This is a genomic window from Ensifer sp. Root142, assembly GCF_001426785.1.
GTDB classification, from domain to species: Bacteria; Pseudomonadota; Alphaproteobacteria; order Rhizobiales; family Rhizobiaceae; genus Ensifer; species Ensifer canadensis.
The window spans coordinates 88,222-104,815 of sequence record NZ_LMFK01000005.1 but is presented as its reverse complement, the minus strand read 5'-3'; the positions used below and the strand labels follow the sequence as shown (position 1 = coordinate 104,815).

Annotated in this window: 14 protein-coding genes and 2 pseudogenes; 11 read left to right on the top strand and 5 right to left on the bottom strand. The window is 58.5% G+C overall.

What is annotated here, in order from left to right:
* Positions 1–8: 8 nt before the first annotated feature.
* The 10 genes and pseudogenes from ASD52_RS08575 (at position 9) to ASD52_RS08525 (ending at position 11,430) form a co-directional block, all read left to right on the top strand.
* Entirely contained in the window at positions 9–848 is an 840-nt protein-coding gene (locus ASD52_RS08575; RefSeq protein ID WP_057215971.1) for an alpha/beta hydrolase, read from the top strand.
* Between the two features lie 77 nt (positions 849–925).
* A pseudogene (locus ASD52_RS39865) lies at positions 926–1,045 on the top strand (aldo/keto reductase); the annotation flags it as partial.
* A 272-nt stretch (positions 1,046–1,317) separates the two neighbouring features.
* Positions 1,318–1,788 (top strand): hypothetical protein, encoded by a 471-nt coding sequence (locus ASD52_RS08565; RefSeq protein ID WP_082557372.1) that lies wholly within the window; start codon positions 1,318–1,320, stop codon positions 1,786–1,788.
* Between the two features lie 203 nt (positions 1,789–1,991).
* Entirely contained in the window at positions 1,992–3,335 is a 1,344-nt protein-coding gene (locus tag ASD52_RS08560) for a hypothetical protein (protein ID WP_244497442.1), read from the top strand.
* Positions 3,335–5,746, top strand: a complete 2,412-nt coding sequence (locus ASD52_RS08555; RefSeq protein ID WP_057223905.1) for an ATP-binding protein — start codon at positions 3,335–3,337, stop codon at positions 5,744–5,746. The genes ASD52_RS08560 and ASD52_RS08555 overlap by 1 nt, the downstream gene beginning before the upstream one ends.
* 372 nt (positions 5,747–6,118) lie before the next feature.
* Positions 6,119–7,146: pseudogene (locus tag ASD52_RS39860) on the top strand (molybdopterin dinucleotide binding domain-containing protein); the annotation flags it as partial.
* A 12-nt stretch (positions 7,147–7,158) separates the two neighbouring features.
* The gene (locus ASD52_RS08545) at positions 7,159–8,682 is read left to right on the top strand and encodes an aldehyde dehydrogenase (NADP(+)) (RefSeq protein WP_057223903.1); all 1,524 of its coding nucleotides are present in this window, start codon (positions 7,159–7,161) and stop codon (positions 8,680–8,682) included.
* Between the two features lie 703 nt (positions 8,683–9,385).
* On the top strand, positions 9,386–10,426 hold the full coding sequence (locus tag ASD52_RS08535) for an alpha/beta hydrolase (RefSeq protein ID WP_057215954.1): 1,041 nt from the start codon (positions 9,386–9,388) through the stop codon (positions 10,424–10,426).
* A 20-nt stretch (positions 10,427–10,446) separates the two neighbouring features.
* Positions 10,447–10,974 (top strand): aldehyde dehydrogenase family protein, encoded by a 528-nt coding sequence (locus ASD52_RS08530; RefSeq protein ID WP_057223901.1) that lies wholly within the window; start codon positions 10,447–10,449, stop codon positions 10,972–10,974.
* Between the two features lie 114 nt (positions 10,975–11,088).
* Positions 11,089–11,430 carry an aldehyde dehydrogenase family protein gene (locus ASD52_RS08525; RefSeq protein WP_057215949.1) on the top strand — a complete coding sequence of 114 codons (342 nt, stop codon included), beginning with the start codon at positions 11,089–11,091 and terminating at the stop codon, positions 11,428–11,430.
* 3 nt (positions 11,431–11,433) lie between these two features.
* On the opposite strand, the gene ASD52_RS08520 is transcribed toward ASD52_RS08525, so the two are convergent.
* The 3 genes from ASD52_RS08520 to ASD52_RS08510 all read right to left on the bottom strand — a co-directional run bounded on the left by ASD52_RS08520 (position 11,434) and on the right by ASD52_RS08510 (position 13,090).
* Entirely contained in the window at positions 11,434–11,799 is a 366-nt protein-coding gene (locus tag ASD52_RS08520; RefSeq protein ID WP_057215946.1) for an EF-hand domain-containing protein, read from the bottom strand.
* Between the two features lie 136 nt (positions 11,800–11,935).
* Positions 11,936–12,400, bottom strand: a complete 465-nt coding sequence (locus tag ASD52_RS08515) for a nuclear transport factor 2 family protein (RefSeq protein WP_057215944.1) — start codon at positions 12,398–12,400, stop codon at positions 11,936–11,938.
* Between the two features lie 15 nt (positions 12,401–12,415).
* A complete protein-coding gene (locus ASD52_RS08510) occupies positions 12,416–13,090 on the bottom strand; it encodes a type 1 glutamine amidotransferase domain-containing protein (RefSeq protein ID WP_057215941.1) in 675 nt (224 codons plus the stop codon).
* Between the two features lie 320 nt (positions 13,091–13,410).
* On the opposite strand from ASD52_RS08510, the gene ASD52_RS08505 reads away from it, so the two are divergent.
* Positions 13,411–14,091, top strand: coding sequence for a response regulator (locus ASD52_RS08505; RefSeq protein ID WP_057215938.1), 681 nt, complete (start codon positions 13,411–13,413; stop codon positions 14,089–14,091).
* Here ASD52_RS08505 and ASD52_RS08500 read toward each other — a convergent pair.
* Together ASD52_RS08500 and ASD52_RS08495 are read right to left on the bottom strand one after the other, a co-directional pair.
* The gene (locus ASD52_RS08500; protein ID WP_244497441.1) at positions 14,088–15,284 is read right to left on the bottom strand and encodes a YbfB/YjiJ family MFS transporter; all 1,197 of its coding nucleotides are present in this window, start codon (positions 15,282–15,284) and stop codon (positions 14,088–14,090) included. The two genes, ASD52_RS08505 and ASD52_RS08500, sit on opposite strands and share 4 nt — an antisense overlap.
* Before the next feature lie 142 nt (positions 15,285–15,426).
* Entirely contained in the window at positions 15,427–16,521 is a 1,095-nt protein-coding gene (locus ASD52_RS08495; protein WP_057215931.1) for a nitronate monooxygenase family protein, read from the bottom strand.
* Between the last annotated feature and the right edge of the window lie 73 nt (positions 16,522–16,594).

Sequence of the window (16,594 nt, the reverse complement as noted above, 5' to 3'; positions counted from 1 at the left end):
GGAGCCCGATGACGTCACAAGATCTCTACCGAATTCGCGATTTCGTACCCGATTTCGACACTATCGCTGCCGAATTTACAGAACGCAGCCGGCAGCTCTCAGCCAGGTCCAAACTGATTGCCGATATCCGGTATGGCGCGCGTGACAGGGAGGTCCTGGACGTCATCCTGCCCGACAACGTCAAGGCTGGCGCTCCACTGCATGTCTTCGTTCATGGCGGCTACTGGCGATCCGGTGAGAAGGAAAACTATCGCTTGGTCGCCGCTCCCGTCCTTGAAGCCGGGGGTATCGCCGCTATCGTCGAATATGACCTGATGCCCGGTCAACGCCTGCATGTCTTGGTGAATCAGGTGCGGGGGTCGGTGCTCTGGCTTCAGAAACATGCGACTAACTTTGGCGCAGACCCTCACAAGATGACCGTTAGCGGCCACTCGGCGGGCGCGCATCTTGCTTCCTTTCTAGCCGCGATAGCCCCGGGAGAAACGGAACGCCCTGACCTGCCCGTTCTGCAGGAGATGTTGCTGGTGAGCGGCATATACGATCTGTCTGAGATTCCCGATAGTTTCCTGCGCGATGAAGCTAGGATGACCCCGGCGGAGGCCGCCGCATGGTCCCCTCTGACGGCAAACCAGTTGCCTTCGCCCCGGCGGATAATCGCATTTGGCGCGGAAGAGACGTCCCCGTTTCATGAACAGGCACTGGCGCTGAGCAAGAAGCTGAGCATAGATGACCGTGCCGTGAAACTAATGTCGGTGCCATGTCTCAACCATATGAGCGTCGTCCTGGATCTTGCAGACCCTTTCGGCCGCCTCGGAGGTTTGGTCGTCGAGATGATCTCGCGCGGCTGACAGGGGCTGCTAGTCATTCGGACTGCAGGTGCCGCGTCTTAAAAGCGAGCTCAATGGTGCAATCCATACTCAATATTGAAACGTTCGAAGCACTCCATGACATCGTCAAGGCCGACAAAGTCCGCTATCTCGGCGCGTTCTTGATGCATGCCTGGGAACTCTCGAAAGCGCTGCACCTGCAGAAGGCGAACGGCTGGGCGCACTTCGACCGGGCATCAGAGGCTCTCTATGGTTTGGGGTTCAATCAACCGCCTGTAACCGGCGGAACGACTCGCAACCGTTAGCCGCCGCGGTCGGTTCAAATTTCTTACGCCCGCCGCTCGATAACAACGTAGCTTTCGGGCTTCATAAAACTGCAATCGAACGCCGCCATAGCTCTATCGAATTCCGATTATCGCTTTGCGAGGCTGCAGCGGCAGGAACATGATCGTCGCAGGTCGCGGCCATCCGGTGACGAGGGCGCTCCGTCATGACGACGTCGAGCGCCCTCTGTGTGTCCAACGACAGGTTTCCAATGCCAGAAAAGTCGCTCGTCATCTTCCTGCACGGCACGGGCGCGTCCGGAGCACAAGCTCATGCCACTGGCGTCGTCATGGCGGTCTGGGCTGCCGGCAGCGCGCTTCGCGGCGCCGGACGCGCGTATTCACACCGGTATGGTCATCAATGGTTCTCAACGGAAGGAAATCCGCTCGATCCTGCCCCGACCCTCGCAGCCCGTAATGCCTTGGACTCGATCATCGGCGACGTCGTGGGGCGCGAACGCTCCGAGGACACGCATGACCGGGTCGCGTTCGTTGGCGTTTCCCAGGGGGCCATCGTTGCCCTGGACGCCGTGGCATCGGGACGTCGTTCGCCGGGCTTCCCGGTCATCGGCCAGTACTTTCGGTGTACGAGGTCATTTGCCAACCCCTCCCCGAATCAGAGGATTCGAAGCGACTGACGCCAGCAGGGGGAAATTCAGAAGCTTCGATCGGATATCCGTCAAGATTTCTTGGGTACATTCCGGATAGCTGACTTCTGTCAGTCGCCCTCGACGCCGTCCATTGCACCATGGTGTAACTCGTCCGACGTTCTTCCAACAGAGATCAGAGCCAATACCTTAGTATAGTGTGCTTGGTGCAAGTTTGCGATAAACTCAGCCTGATGGTGGATGCCACCCATGCTTCCAAGTCACCGCACGCGGGGCGCATCCCACCAACTGTGCTGAAATTACTTCGAAAAGGTTTATCTGCGGACGATACGGCCAGAATTGACGGAAAAATGAACTGGGGCGGTCTACAAAGTCATCAGACTATCCGCTGGGCGGTCGCCTACGGCTTGTTCGGCGCGCCCCGCTCAGGAGCGTCGATAGCCTTCGCCTTGGCAGCACTCTCGATCACGGGCAACCCCGCCAGTGGGGCAACGGCGCTCGCGGCCATGACAACCGCGCAACTTGTCGGAGCCTTGCCAATTGCCCGGTTGGGGCGGGGTGCGAACTCAATCGCATTCTTCAAGGCTCTCATCTTTATTCGGACGGTAGCACTGTTCGCTTGCGCTACTGCATGTGGAGTGGGTGCGCCGTACGCGGTTTTCATCGCTGCGGCAGTGGCCGCCGGCCTCGTGCAAGGTGCGGCCTTCGGCTATCTGCGTGACAGCGCAAACTATCTTGTTGTGCAGTCACAGATGACAAGGGCCCTTGCCTTGGCAGCTTTTGCATCGGACCTCACCTTCCTCGTCACCCCGATTTTGGCAGCCAGTCTTGGATCGGTGTCCGCATCCTTCTCGATAGCTGTAATCGCGATACTCGGCGCGGTGCCTGCAATGATCTTGCCGTCCGCAAATGGCAATGTGGAGCCGCAAGCGGTGGAAACCCGAACAAGATCGCTCACGCCTGAAGTCCTTCTCTGGCTCGGATGCGCCTGTGCCAGTTCCGCCGCGATCAGCGGCATCGAAGTTGGCGCGGTCTCGCTTGCGATGGGGTTCGACCTGCAAGCAGGGTACGGCGCGATATTCACTGGAACCCTGTGTGCGGCGTCGCTTGTCGGATCAGTGGGAAACGGCCTGCTCAACAAAGCCTACTCGAAACAGCATGTCGCGGCGATGTTCCTCTCGATCATTATCGGCATAGCGCTGATACTTCAGAATTCCTTCGGTTTATCGATACTCGGCTGCGCGCTTGTCGGGATATGCGCCCCCTCGCTCGGCATCCACTACTCATTGCAGCTCAACAGACTGGTGACGCCAGAGATGAGGGCTGAGGTTTTCTCCGTGCTGAAAATTTCGACTTCATTGGGAACTATCCTAGCCTCGGCGACGCTCGGTTGGACTTCTGTCACGTTTGCCCTGACCGCTTCGATATGGATGCTCGCTTGCGCGCTGGCCGCAATTCTCTCGAAGGACTTCATCATTGGGCGACGGTTGACCGAGACGCGCCTCAGTGGCGGCGCCGAACTAGCGACGGCCCCTGCCCTGACTGCGGGGCGACGAAGTGAACGGAACGACCGTTGATGTCAATGTCACTTGACGAGGACGCAATCACGTATGGGTCCAACGACGGCCAAGGAATCTTGAACAGCCTTCCCGGCCTGGTCTGGACAACGGACGAAACAGGCGCCCTGTGCTACGCGAACTCGCGCTTCACAGAGTTCACTGGACTGATGATCGATCAGGGTGGCTCGCGGCAGTGGGCAAGCTATCTCCATCCGGACGATCATCTCCTCGTCGTTCCGGCGCAGAAGGGTGGAGCTCAACCCTTCGCTGCCCGTTTGCGGCGACGGGACGGACAATTCGAATGGTTCAATCTTTCTGCTTCGCCAATGAAAGGGTTCGGAGGGGAGACCTGTTGGCTTGCGACAGAGCGTCTTGAGAGGATCGACAACCAGGTTGGCAACGCCGATCGTGACTTTCGGAGTTTCCTAGATTCCCTGTCACTCCAGGCGCTTCTACTAACGCCTTCCCTGGAACTTGAGTTTGCAAATCAGGCAGCATTGCGGTGGTACGGCTTGTCACCAAGCGCCCACGTGCAAGACAGATCAGTCCACTTCAATCCTAGCAAACTGAAAGAAATCGCTTTTCATTTGCAGGCCGGGCAGGGCCGAAATAACTCAGCTGTCGTGTCGTATCAAGCGCTCTCTGCGGACGGAACGCTGCGCTGGCTGGAGGCACAAGTCGTACAAATTCGAATGCAGAACGGAGAGTTGGCGGGCTATTGCGTCCTTCAGACCGACGTTCAGGACAGCCGGGATTCCTCCCACCTGCTCGGGCAGGAAATGGAGATACTCGAAATGGTCGCGCGAGGCGCACCGTCGGCAAGTGTTCTTCAACGGCTCTGCGACGTTGTCGCGGATCTGGTTCCGGACCTCGTTTGCGGGTTCCTCGAGCTTTCGCTTGACCGCAAGCTCTTCCGCATGGGCGCGGCTACCAGGCTGGCAGGAGAGTTCAGGGAGATCTTCGACGGCAGGAGCGTGATTTCGGACAAGAACCCCTGCTCCACGGCCGCTCTGACAAAAAGGACTGTCGAGATCGCGAATATGGCCGAAAGCGACCAGCGCGAGACCTTGATGGGCGAGATCATGTTGGCCAACGGTCTGAATTACTGCAAGGCCATTCCCATTCTGTCCCCGTATGGGAACACGGCCGGGATACTTGCAATCCTAAGGCATCAGCAAGCAGACCTCGGACCTCGCGAGCAGCAAATAGTCGATCGAGCCAAGCACATCGCAGCTATCTCGATAGACCGGACTCGTCACGAGGAAGCTCTAGTCAGGCGAGAGACGCAGGTCGAACGGAGCCAGGCGCAGCTCGTCGCCGCTCAACGGATTAGTTCAACAGGCAGCTTTACATCTGATATCCAGCGGGATGAGAACATCTGGTCCGAAGAGTTCTATCGAATTTTTGACCTCGACCCGAAGCTAGAGCCCAGCATCGATGCGGTCAGGGAACGGATTCATCCACAAGACCTGGATCTCTTTGACTTCGAGATGAAGAGAGGGTTTGCTGGCGAGGATGCCGATTTCGTCTTCCGGATCATCAGGACAGATGGGACCCTCAGGTTCATTCGAGGACTTGCGAGGGTTACACATTACATTGGCGATCACCCAGTGTTCATGGGAACGGTACAGGACATCACCGAGATAAGACGAGCGGAAGATGCTCTGCGACGCGGCGAGGAAGCACTTGCGAAAGCCCGAGAAGAACTCGCGTATGTGTCCCGCGTGATGACAATAAGTGCTCTGACGACGTCCATAGCGCACGAGGTGAGCCAACCACTTTCGGGCATTCTCGCGAACGCCAATGCATGTGTCCGTCTTTTGGCGCTCGATCCGCCGGACATCGCCTCCGCAACAGACACTGCCCGGCGGACGATCCGAGACACGATGCGTGCGACCGAAGTTATCAAGCGACTTCGGGCTATGTTCAGTCGACAGTCTCCAGCCATGGAGAAGATCGACCTTAATGAGATAGCTCGCGAGGTCATTGCATTGTCGGCGCGAGACATGCGTGAAAAATTTATCGTCCTGGAGGTCCGGCTGGCGCCAGAGTTGCCGCCTGTCACAGGCGATCACATTCAGCTTCAGCAGGTCATTCTCAATATGGTATTGAACGGGATCGAAGCCATGGCGGAGACCGAGGAGCGGCCTCGCCGTCTGCTCGTGCGAACTGCACTGGTGAGCGAGGATATGCTCACGTTGTCCATCTCGGATGCGGGCGTCGGAATCGCCGCTGACGCTGCGGACAAGATGTTCGAACCGTTCTTCACGACGAAGCGCCACGGGATGGGCATAGGCCTCTCCATCAGCCGCTCGATAGTTGAAAATCATGGCGGCCGAATGTGGGCGATGTCGAATGACGGACCAGGCGCAACCTTTGCCTTCTCTCTTCCGAGCCCTGGCAAGCCGACAGACCGATCGGCAACGTGAAGGGCGCGCCAGATGGCCGATACCTAAGTCTGGTTTTGCAACGGCTCGAAGATGGCTATTCTCTGATGATCGCCTCCTCCTCCTATGGCGATACGCTGATGCAGCAACAGCGCTCCCGCGTCCTCCCCTCCGCCGGAGCGTGCGGATCCTCCCGGTCCGCTGAAGGCCGTCTCCACCCGCCCGGAGGCGGCCTTCGTTCGGGCGCACGTTACCCGTGACAGCGGGCGATACCATTGTGCAATAGGATTCAAGCCTTAGGCGCGACTAGGTGGTTGCCTAGCAGCGACGAGAGGTAATCCATATGAGCAAGCAAATCGAACTTAAGTTTGCCGCTCCTGGCTCGGTTCGGGCGACATTCAACAATCCGCCGATACAGTCGGCATCACCGAGATCCCAGGCAAGGCACTCCTCAAAGGCATGGAACGGGCTTTCGGTTTCCAGCCCCACGCGGCCAAGGGCACAACGCCGTAGGGACCATGGAGGCCATCATCGCGCGCGAGTCAAAGGCTTTGATCCGCCTCGTCGGAAATCTTCCGGTCGCGATGTCGGATCATAAGGCTACGTTTGCGGGAATGCGAAGGCTCGATCTTGCTGTCCACATCGCAACGAAGCTGAACCGCTCCCACCTCCTCGTCGCGAGGACATCCCTTATCCTGTCCTGACTTGGTCGAACGGATCTCGATAACTCAAGCGCTAGGCCCCAGCGGTCACTATCCCGAGGGTTCCTGAAGCCGCCTGGCGACATGGTCAGATCCGAACTGCGATTATAGCTGGAATAGCGAAGGCTAGGCTTGGTGATCGTCACGGCATCGACTGGGACGGCCTTGTTGGAGATTACGATCGCATCCGCGACAAGCTCGAGGCGGTCTTCTCCGATTTCTTCGACTTCAATGCGCGGTTCGCAATCCGGGTGGTTTCCGATTGGACGTTGCGGCCTCCTTCCGTCGCTGGAATACCGTCAACGGCAAAGATTACCTTCCTGATCGCGCCCTCCGCGAAGAGCGCTCGCAACGAAAGAAGCGCTCGTCCTGACGACGATCCGTAGCCCCGATCAGTACAACACCACCGTCTATGCCTTGATGATCGCTGCCGAGGAGTTTTTGGTCGACGCGACGTTGTCTTCATGAACCAGGAGGACTTGGTCAATCGTGGGCTCGCCGACGGAGATCAAATCGAAATCTGCGGGCTTCATGGCGATGAAGAATCGCACTCGATCGCCGGCCTTACTGCCGTGGCGTATGACATCCCACGCGGCTCCATCGCAGGCTATTATCCGGAATTGAACCTGGTGATGTCTATCTCATTTCGATCCGCAATCGGGCACACCCTCATATAAAGGGGTACCTGTTACGGTGACACGAGCCGCCGGAATTCCTATATCAAGCTCGGTAGTTCAATAAGGAAATTCGAGCATGACGATCATTGGAAACCTGCTTATCGCGGGATCGGAAAAACGCGGCACCAACGGCGAGTTCCACGGAATCGAGGCAGCCACTGGCAACCCGCTTCCGGTGTCCTTCGGCGGAGCAACGCCCGAGGATGTCGAACGTGCTGCAAGCAAAGCCTGGGCGGCTTTCCAGCTCTATCGGGAGACCGATCTCGGATCCCGGGCAGCTTTCCTAGAGACAATTGCGGAAGAGGTCGAGAGCATTGGCGACAGTCTTATCGTCAGAGCGATGGCAGAGACTGGTCTGCCGCGTGGAAGGCTTGAAGGCGAGCGTGCGCGCACTCTCGGCCAGCTTCGACTGTTCGCCAAGGAGGTTCGCGATGGGCGCTTCCAGGAGCTGCGTTTCGATGGTGCCGATCCGTCTCGCAAACCAGCGCCGAAACCAGATCTTCGGTTGCGAAACGTCCCACTTGGCCCGGTGGCGGTATTCGGTGCCTCCAACTTTCCCCTCGCCTTCTCCGTCGCCGGCGGCGATACGGCCTCGGCTCTAGCAGCTGGTTGCCCAGTTATCGTGAAGGCCCACTCGGCGCATCCGGGAACTTCCGAACTCGTTGGTCGGGCGGTGCAACGCGCCGTGGCGCGAGCGAACCTGCATCCCGGCACATTCTCCCTGATTTTCGATACCGGATTCGAGGCTGGGCAGAACTTGGTCGCAGATCCGCGAATTCGCGCAGTCGGCTTCACCGGATCCCGCCGAGGAGGAACTGCTCTGATGGAGATAGCCTCGCGTCGGAAACAGCCGATCCCGGTCTACGCCGAGATGAGCAGCATCAATCCAGTCATCCTCTTTCCAGATGCCTTAAAAAACCGCGCGCGTGATATCGCCTCGGCGTTCGTTGCTTCTCTTGTCCTTGGAGCTGGGCAGTTCTGCACGAACCCCGGCTTGCTTCTGGCTATCGATGGAGCAGACCTCGACACGTTCACCCAAACGGCTGCGGAGCTGCTTCCCGAGATTAGCGCGCAGCCGATGCTGACACCGTCGATTGCGAGGGCCTATTGTGATGGAGTGGCAAAGCTCGAGCGGCACCCGGAAGTCCGATCCATCGCGTCGGGGAAAACCGGATCGGCGTACGAAGGTGCGGCCGCACTCTTCGAAACCTCGGCCGAAGCTTTCCTTGCCCACCACGAACTGCAGGACGAAGTGTTCGGCGCCGCTGGCCTGATCGTGCGCTGCAGGAATTTGGCTCAGCTGAATGAAGTCGTGGATGCGTTGGAAGGACAGCTCACTGTCGCGCTTCACATCGCTAACGGCGATCAGGAGGCAGTGACTTCCCTCATACCGAAGCTTGAATTGCTTGCTGGACGACTGCTCGTGAACGGGTTCGGCACGGGGGTGGAAGTCTCCCCTGCGATGGTCCACGGCGGTCCCTACCCGGCGACTTCCGACGGAAGATCGACCTCCGTAGGCACGCTCGCGATCTACAGGTTTCTGAGACCAGTTTCGTATCAGGACTTCCCTATTATACTGCTTCCCGAGCCCCTGCGGTAAGACGCTATCCTGTGGGTGCTGACCAAAATCAATTGGCCACCCCAATTCCGCTTTTCATAAAGTCGCCGTCTGAGCTCCTCCTCGGTGCTCAGGCCGTTCTGATATAGAGTGACCAAGTACCTGGCGGCCTCCTCGGCAACGTCTCCTTGTCTGTCGCATCGCTGCTGAGAGCAGTATTCCCTCAGCAGACTGCGCATCATCGCGATTTCTTCGGCGCCAAGCGGCCGCCCACCTATCGAAAAGCTTTCGTGGATCCGCGCCGCTGACCACTCTTACGCCGGGTCGGTCGATCTGCACTGTGGTGCACAGGTCTCGCCGGCATTCCGAATCGAGTTGCTAGCGCCTGTCGAGGCAGGTACCCAAACCCGTGCGGCCTGCGTCGGCTGCCTCACGGACACCAACGCGACAATTAAGGCGGCGATGGCCACCAGGATAACGAAGACCGGAAAGGCGGATCCCGGGGGGCGGTAGTCTTGCGACATAATCTTCTCCTTTCGGTCGTCTGAACGCCGTCATGGAGAACGAGTATGTCGAATCCCGTCTTGGGCGGGATTGAACATAGGTATCGCCGATACCTTGGTATGACCAACACCTTCGTTTAGTAGCCGCAAGCGATTCATCTCTCCAAAGTCCTAATCGACTTCGTTCTTGGACACCCCCCGATAACGGATGGGTCCTACGCCATATCGAGGAGAAGACAATCATGAGCACCACCGAGCTTGCTATCCTGACCCGCCGTTCATTCAGTGGCGCTGCTCTTGGCTTGACTGCCACGGGAATCCTCGGCGCCATCGTGGGTACTGCACGCGCGGATCAGACCAGCGGCCCGAAACCGACGGCACTTCCTCTCACCGCCAGCGAAACAGTCGATGCTGGCGACCTCAAGGTAGCCTACTCAGCGGTCGGCCCGCAGGATGGATCACCCGTGATTCTGCTTCATGGGTGGCCGTATGACATCAACAGTTTCGCAGAAGTTGCTCCGATCCTAGCTGCACGGGGCCACAGGGTAATTGTCCCGTTCCTGCGCGGATATGGCGGCACCACGTTTCTTTCGAAGGAGACGAAACGAAACGGACAGCAGTCGGCGCTCGCCATCGACGCCATCAAATTGATGGATGCCCTCAAGATCGATCGCGCCACCATCGCCGGGTTCGACTGGGGCGCTCGCACCGCCGATATTGTGGCCGCGCTGTGGCCCGAGCGCTGCAAGGCACTGGTCTCGGTCAGCGGTTATCTCATCGGCAGCCAGGCTGCCGGAAAAGTTCCCTTACCCCCGTCCGCCGAGCTCCAGTGGTGGTATCAGTACTATTTCGCAACTGAACGTGGGCGCGAGGGTTACGCGAAGTACACGAACGATTTCGCCAAGCTGATCTGGAAGCTCGCCTCCCCTCAATGGCAATTCGACGACGCTACTTTCGACCGGACGGCGACCGCGTTCACAAACCCGGACCATGTCGAAATCGTCGCCCATAACTATCGATGGCGCCTCGGGCTGACTTCGGGAGAAAAGCGGTTCGACAAATACGAGGCAAAGCTCGCGACGGGACCGGAATTGTCCGTCCCCACGATCACTATGGAAGGCGATGCCAACGGCGCGCCGCATCCCCATCCGAAGGCCTATGCAGGCAAGTTCATCGGAAAATATGAGCACCGCCTGATCTCGGGCGGTATCGGTCACAATCTTCCCCAGGAGGCACCTGCTGCCTTTGCCCAAGCGGTCATCGACGTGGATGCGTGGTCCTAGCTGAAGAAGTGGACACCACAATGATAGATCTGGCCCACGAATACCCGAAACGCATCCTCGACAGCTTTTTTTATCGGGTGAGAGCTACTGGATCGAAATCTAAGAAGCTTGTCAGTCCCGCTGATTGCAAAACGCTTGCCGACGTGCCGATAGCAACGGCAGACGAATTCGGTCTGGCAATCGCGTCCGCGGCAAACGCCTTCGAGCATGGGACATGGCCCAGGACCCACCCAAGCGAGCGCGCAGCAATGATGCCCACGTTCGCCGAAGCGCTCGAACGACGCATGTCCCTTTTCGCGAAGCTTTGGACTGCCGTCGCTCTGGCAAGTCGGCTGACACCGCTCGCTGTAGCTCGGTTGCGGTACTTCGCAGGCCTCGCCCTCACCTACGAGTTCGAAAAGGAGCGTAACACGACGCTTGGCTTTGCGCCGATCCTTCCGAGCCAGTTGGTCCGGCAGCGATCATACGCGGCCTTTCCGATCCTGATGACCAAGCTGAGTGCTGCCCTTGCCGCCGGATGCACGTGCGTTATCAAGCCTTTCCGCTGAAAGTCCACCGGACGCATATCTGGTCGTTCAGTGCGCAATGGAAGCGGGCATTCCACCGGGCGTCATAAATGTATTTCTCGCAGATGCGGAAGGAAGCGCCCGCTTTCAAGAGACATGTCAATCGCCAGGGAGGAAATCTTCGGACCTGTGGTCACCATTCACACTTTCGAGGACATCGACGAGGCCATCGCGATTACCAATGACACGGACTTCGGACTGAGCGGCTCGATATTCGGAAATCCGGCAACAGCTTTCGATGTCGCCCGCAGGATTCGGATGGGCCAGGTGCACATCAATGGAATGGAGCTCGCACCGTCCGCACCTTTCCGATGTTCCAAGGAGTCATTGATTGGCCGCGAGGGTGGGCCAGAGGGGCTCGCCGCATTTCTCGAGACCAAGGCTGTCCTATTCCCATCCTACGGCAGCCTTGAAATTCCGCGAGATCACGGCAGATAGCGCCTACGCCTCCTTGTTGTCGTTCAGTCCCAGAATGGCCGCGGCTTGCAGCGCCGCCGGATCGTCTGACTTGGCGCGCAGATATCCGAGAAGAGAGGAAAAGTCCGTGGCGCACATATTTGCGGGCATAAGAATTCCGGTCGAATTCATTTCGTCCAGGTCGACATCGCCGTCTCCGTTGTGGTCGAGCTTCTGCTTCATGTCGACCGTGGGGCGGCCGTTATCATCGAGTGCTACGCCCGGTCTGAGAATCTGATCAAAGTTATTGAGTTCGTCCCCCGTCAGCTTGTTGTTCCCGTCCCTGTCGAATTTGGCGAAAGCCTTGTTCAGCATCTGGGAAAGCGGCGAGGCGTCGGCAACGACGGTCATCAAAATCTCCTGTGAGCGATGAGATTCAATATAATTCGGTACGATTCATCGTGGCGAAATTATCGTCCATTTATCTTGAGCGGGCCTGACCGGACGCGGCGCAAGAAGCGGCAATCTACACCGCCGCTCGCTCTGCCTATCGGCCAAAAATCAGGCGCTGGTAGTCGCGAAGCATATCCGCGTCCTCAACCGAGCCATGGTGATGGAGCTGCCGCCAGAAACCATCAAGTCTGACGAGCCAACGCGTCGTTCGAAATGCGATCTCCAGCTCTTTGTCCGCGGTAACGCACTTGCCACGCTCTCTTCCGACAAAGAGATGCCAATCGGGTCCTCCCTGACTCGTAAAGTCATGAAAGGTGACGTGGACCTCCGCAGGTCCGCTGAAGAGCTTGGAATAACCCTCCTCGATCGCAATCCAGCCCCGACGGATGCCGCCGATCGGGTTGTCCATGCTCGGGGCCTCGCCTGCAAGCCACACGGATTCCAGGCCCCGAAGATCGCCGGCGTTGAAGGCCCGGTAGAAATCGATCAGGACATCGAGGGGGCCGCCGTCTCCGGATTTGAGCTCGACGCCTTCAATCTCCGAAAGTTGGGTCTTCATGACAGACCTCGCCGATCAGAGAAGGCCGAGCAGCGATCTCGCCGCTGCAGTCGACGAGGCGGGGTTCTGGCCCGTGACAAGGTGGCCATCCACGATCGCGAAGCTTTCCCAATCGCCCGCCTTCTCATAATGCGCCCCCAGCGACTTGAGATCATCTTCGACCAGGAACGGGACGACCTTGGTGAGCTGTACCGCCTCTTCCTCAGAGTTCGTGAATCCGGTCACCCGCTTGCCCTTCACCAGCGGGTTGCCCTGGAACGTCACGTGGTGGAAGACGGCAGGCGCGTGGCAAACCGCTGCAACGGGTTTTCCGGAGCCATAGAATTCCTCGATCAGCGAGATCGACTTCCGGTCCTCGACGAGATCCCACATGGGCCCGTGCCCGCCCGAATAGAAGATCGTGTCGAAATCCTTGGCATCTACGGTCGCGAGGCGCACCGTGTTTGCAAGGACGGACTGAGCATCCTTGTCGCCCTTGAACCGGGTCATGGAAGCTGTCTGATTGCCTGGCTCGTCGCTCTTGGGATCGATCGGCGGCTGCCCGCCCCGCGGAGAGGCGACGGTAATGCTGGCGCCTGCATCCTTGAAGACATAGTAGGGAGCCGTAAATTCCTCCAACCAGAACCCGGTCTTTAGGCCCGTATTGCCAAGCCGATCATGCGAAGTGAGAACCATCAGGATGTTGCTCATCGTTATCTCCTTACAAAAGTTAAGACGTTCGGCGTCTTGTCCGGTCTGGCGAACAGAGGCCAGCTCGCTAAACTGAGCTGCCGCGCTCAATCGACCTCATGAGCATGCTCAAGTGACGGGGCGTATGCCATTGTACGATGGTGTCGTGGAAACAGGTCGAAAACGGATGTCGATACCATCGTACAATGGATTTTCGCCAGGAAACTCGCATGCTCTGCGTCGAGGGGCAGCGGGATATCGATCAGGGCAATAGTGCCCGCGCCCACACATGATATAGTGTTTGCACTCGATGAGCTTGCGCCCACTTAAGGAGGCAGCACATGTACCGGATGACCTCGGCGATGAATCATGCGACTACCGCGCCTCTGAACGCTCTGAGTGGATCGACGGTGTTTGTGGTTGACGACGACATTTCTGTGCGGGAATCTCTGGAACTCTTGATCGGGTCGGCAGGGTGGCGGCCAATTCTTTTTGATTCTGCTCAGGCATTTCTGAGCGCCACACCAAATGCAGGACCGAGCTGCCTCGTTTTGGATGTGAACATGCCCGGGCTCAATGGCCTGGATCTCCAGTCCTTGATCACGAAGAGCGGCAATCGAACCCCGATTATATTTGTGTCGGGCTTCGGCGATGTCCCCATGACCGTAAAGGCTCTGAAGGGTGGCGCTCTCGATTTCCTGACGAAACCGATCGACGCGGAGGCACTCCTTGCCGCTATACAGTCAGCTCTCTCAAAGAGCGAGGCACTCATTCGCGATGAGGAAGAGCTGATGCGCCTTCAAGTGTGCTACGATGCCCTGACCCCGCGGGAACGTGAGGTCATGTCGGGGGTGGTGAAGGGTCTATTGAACAAGCAGGTCGCGTTCGAGCTCGATATCAGCGAGATCACAGTCAAGGCGCACCGCGGCCAGGTTATGCGAAAAATGAGCGCCCGGTCCCTACCGGATCTCGTGAATATGGCGGCAAAGCTCAGGATCGACGACGGTCGAGAGATCCACTAGCGATCCTGAGGCCTGTGATGAACCCTGGCCGGGAACATCACGATCATCGCCACCAGCATCACGGCCCCTACGACCAACGTTATGCTTGCAATGCCTAGGGCGAGAGCAAACGCACCCTCGGAGTTTCGCTGGCGGGCAAATATTGCGCCTACGACTGGCGGCCCCAAGATCTGGCCGACTGCGAACATCGCCGTCAGCAGCCCCATGTAGCGGGCGTGATGACTTGATCGGATCCTTCTGACCTCGTTCATGGCAAAGTAGCTGATCGCGGTGAACGGGACACCGACCAGAATGCTGCTTAGGGCAAGACCGACTGCGTCCTCCCAAACGACAGACACTGCTACGCCTGCCGCCTGCACGAGATACGAACCGACGAGGTACAGTCGAGCGTCGGCGTTCTTCCGCACACGCGATGCCAGAAGTGAACCCACTACGGCTGAAACGCCGAACAGCGGCCAGAAGACCGTGAGCAAAGGGGAATCCGGTATTGCGTTCTTCGCGATAACAGGCAGGTATGTCGCAGTCACGATGTAGCCGAAACCAGCGAGCCCGTAGGCGACTGCGAACACAGGCATTTCGGTTCGCGGGACCCGACCCGAACTCCCCGCGCTGCCGACATAAAATGGCTCCACGTCTCTGCCGGACTTTCGAAAGACACGCCAGATAACTGCGCTTATCACCGCCGACATGACGGCAAATGCCGTCCAGCCCCACTGCCCAGTGAAACTCAATGTTGTCATAGCGCTGGCCGCCAGACCCGATATCGCAATCCCAGCTCCCGGCCCGGTGAAGATTGCACTGCCGATCGAGCCGGGTGCCCCGGAGAGCTCCGCCAAGCACCAGCCCGACGTAAACACGAAGCCGATCGCCGACGCGACACCTGCGAGAAATCTCAGTCCTATCCATGTCGACGGAAGCGGAAGCGCCATCAGTGCAGTCAGCACAATGGTGAGGACGAGAGCGGATTTGATGATCGCCGTCTGCGACCACGCCTTGGGTATAAGCATCGCCGCCAGCGCCCCGACGAGATAGCCGACGTAGTTTGCTGTTGCGAGCCTTCCTGCAAAAGCGAGATCGACCGTTCCATCGTGCAGCATCATCGGCAAAATCGGGGTGAATGCAAAACGACCAACACCCATCGCGATTGCGAGAGAAGCGGATCCTGCGAGAACGATTGTGAGTTGATCGGCCACTCGTCGCGACATGCGGATTCCTCCGGCGTTAGACGGTCTGATTGTTAAATTGATGTGACTTGTAGGGAGCTCCTTGAAAGGCTCCGCAGGTTTGGCGTCTATGCCGTACGACGCGCTGCGGGGGGCAGTTTGCCGCGCACGGCTACAGTCGCCTGATCGCCAAACCCGCCTCCAGGGCTGCCATTGCGTCCTCGAACAACTTCACGGTAAGTTCCGCTGAGGGAAGCCACTTCGCCAAACCAAGGGCCTGCCCCGCCCAGAGGTTGGTGAAGTCATCGCGTCCCTCCTCCTCCGCCCTCGCGCGGATCGCGGCGAGCGCCACTCCGGCGGTCGGAAAGGCGGGCGCCACGTCCGAAAGCGGACCCAGTTCTCGCATCAGTCGGTTCACGACGCCTCTCGCGGGCCTTCCTGTAAAGACATTGGTGATGGCGGTACTGGCGTCGCCGGCACGACCCAGAGCATCGGCGTGCAGATCCGGAATTTTGGCCTCTGGAGTTATAAGGTAAGCAGAACCGATCTGCACCGCTGACGCTCCAAGCATTAACGCCGCCGCAACTCCGCGGCCATCTGCGATTCCCCCGGCAGCAATGACCGGAACCTTAACCGCGTCCACGACCTGCGGAACGAGCGCCATCGTTCCTACTTGGGTTGTCATGTCCTGCGTAAGAAAGTTTCCGCGATGCCCGCCAGCCTCGAAACCCATTGCGATCACTGCATCAACACCATGTGCCTCGAGCCAGACGGCCTCCGCGACGGTCGTCGCGGACGATAGCACTTTGGCCTCCGCGGCCTTTACCCTATCAACGAGTCTTCGATCGGGAAGACCGAAATGGAAGCTCACCACCTTGGGGCGGAACTCTTCGACGACCTCGCAGAACTCGTTGCCGAAGGGCGCACGTCCGGGGCCGCTGATCGGGGCAGCGGGGTCAAGGCCAAGTTCGACGAAATACGGCGCCAAGAGTGCTCGCCACTTCATCTGACCAACAGGATCGGCCTCGGGCGTCACGTGGCTGAAGAAATTCACATTGATTGACTTGGCTGTTCTCGCAGTGATCTGCGTGAGCGCCTCATGTAGTTTCTGAGCCGAATACTGCGCGCTCGGCAACGAACCTAAGCCGCCAGCTTCAGAAGCGGCAATCACCATTTCTGCCGTCGTCGCTCCTGCCATCGGCGCCTGTATGACGGGAAGCTCGATTTCCAGAAGGTCGAGGATCCGGCGATCATGCCACGTTCTCATTTAAGGCTCCGTTCGATGCGCTGCGCTCCAAGAATTATTTGAATAGGCAATAGCGGTCTATTGGACCTTGGTG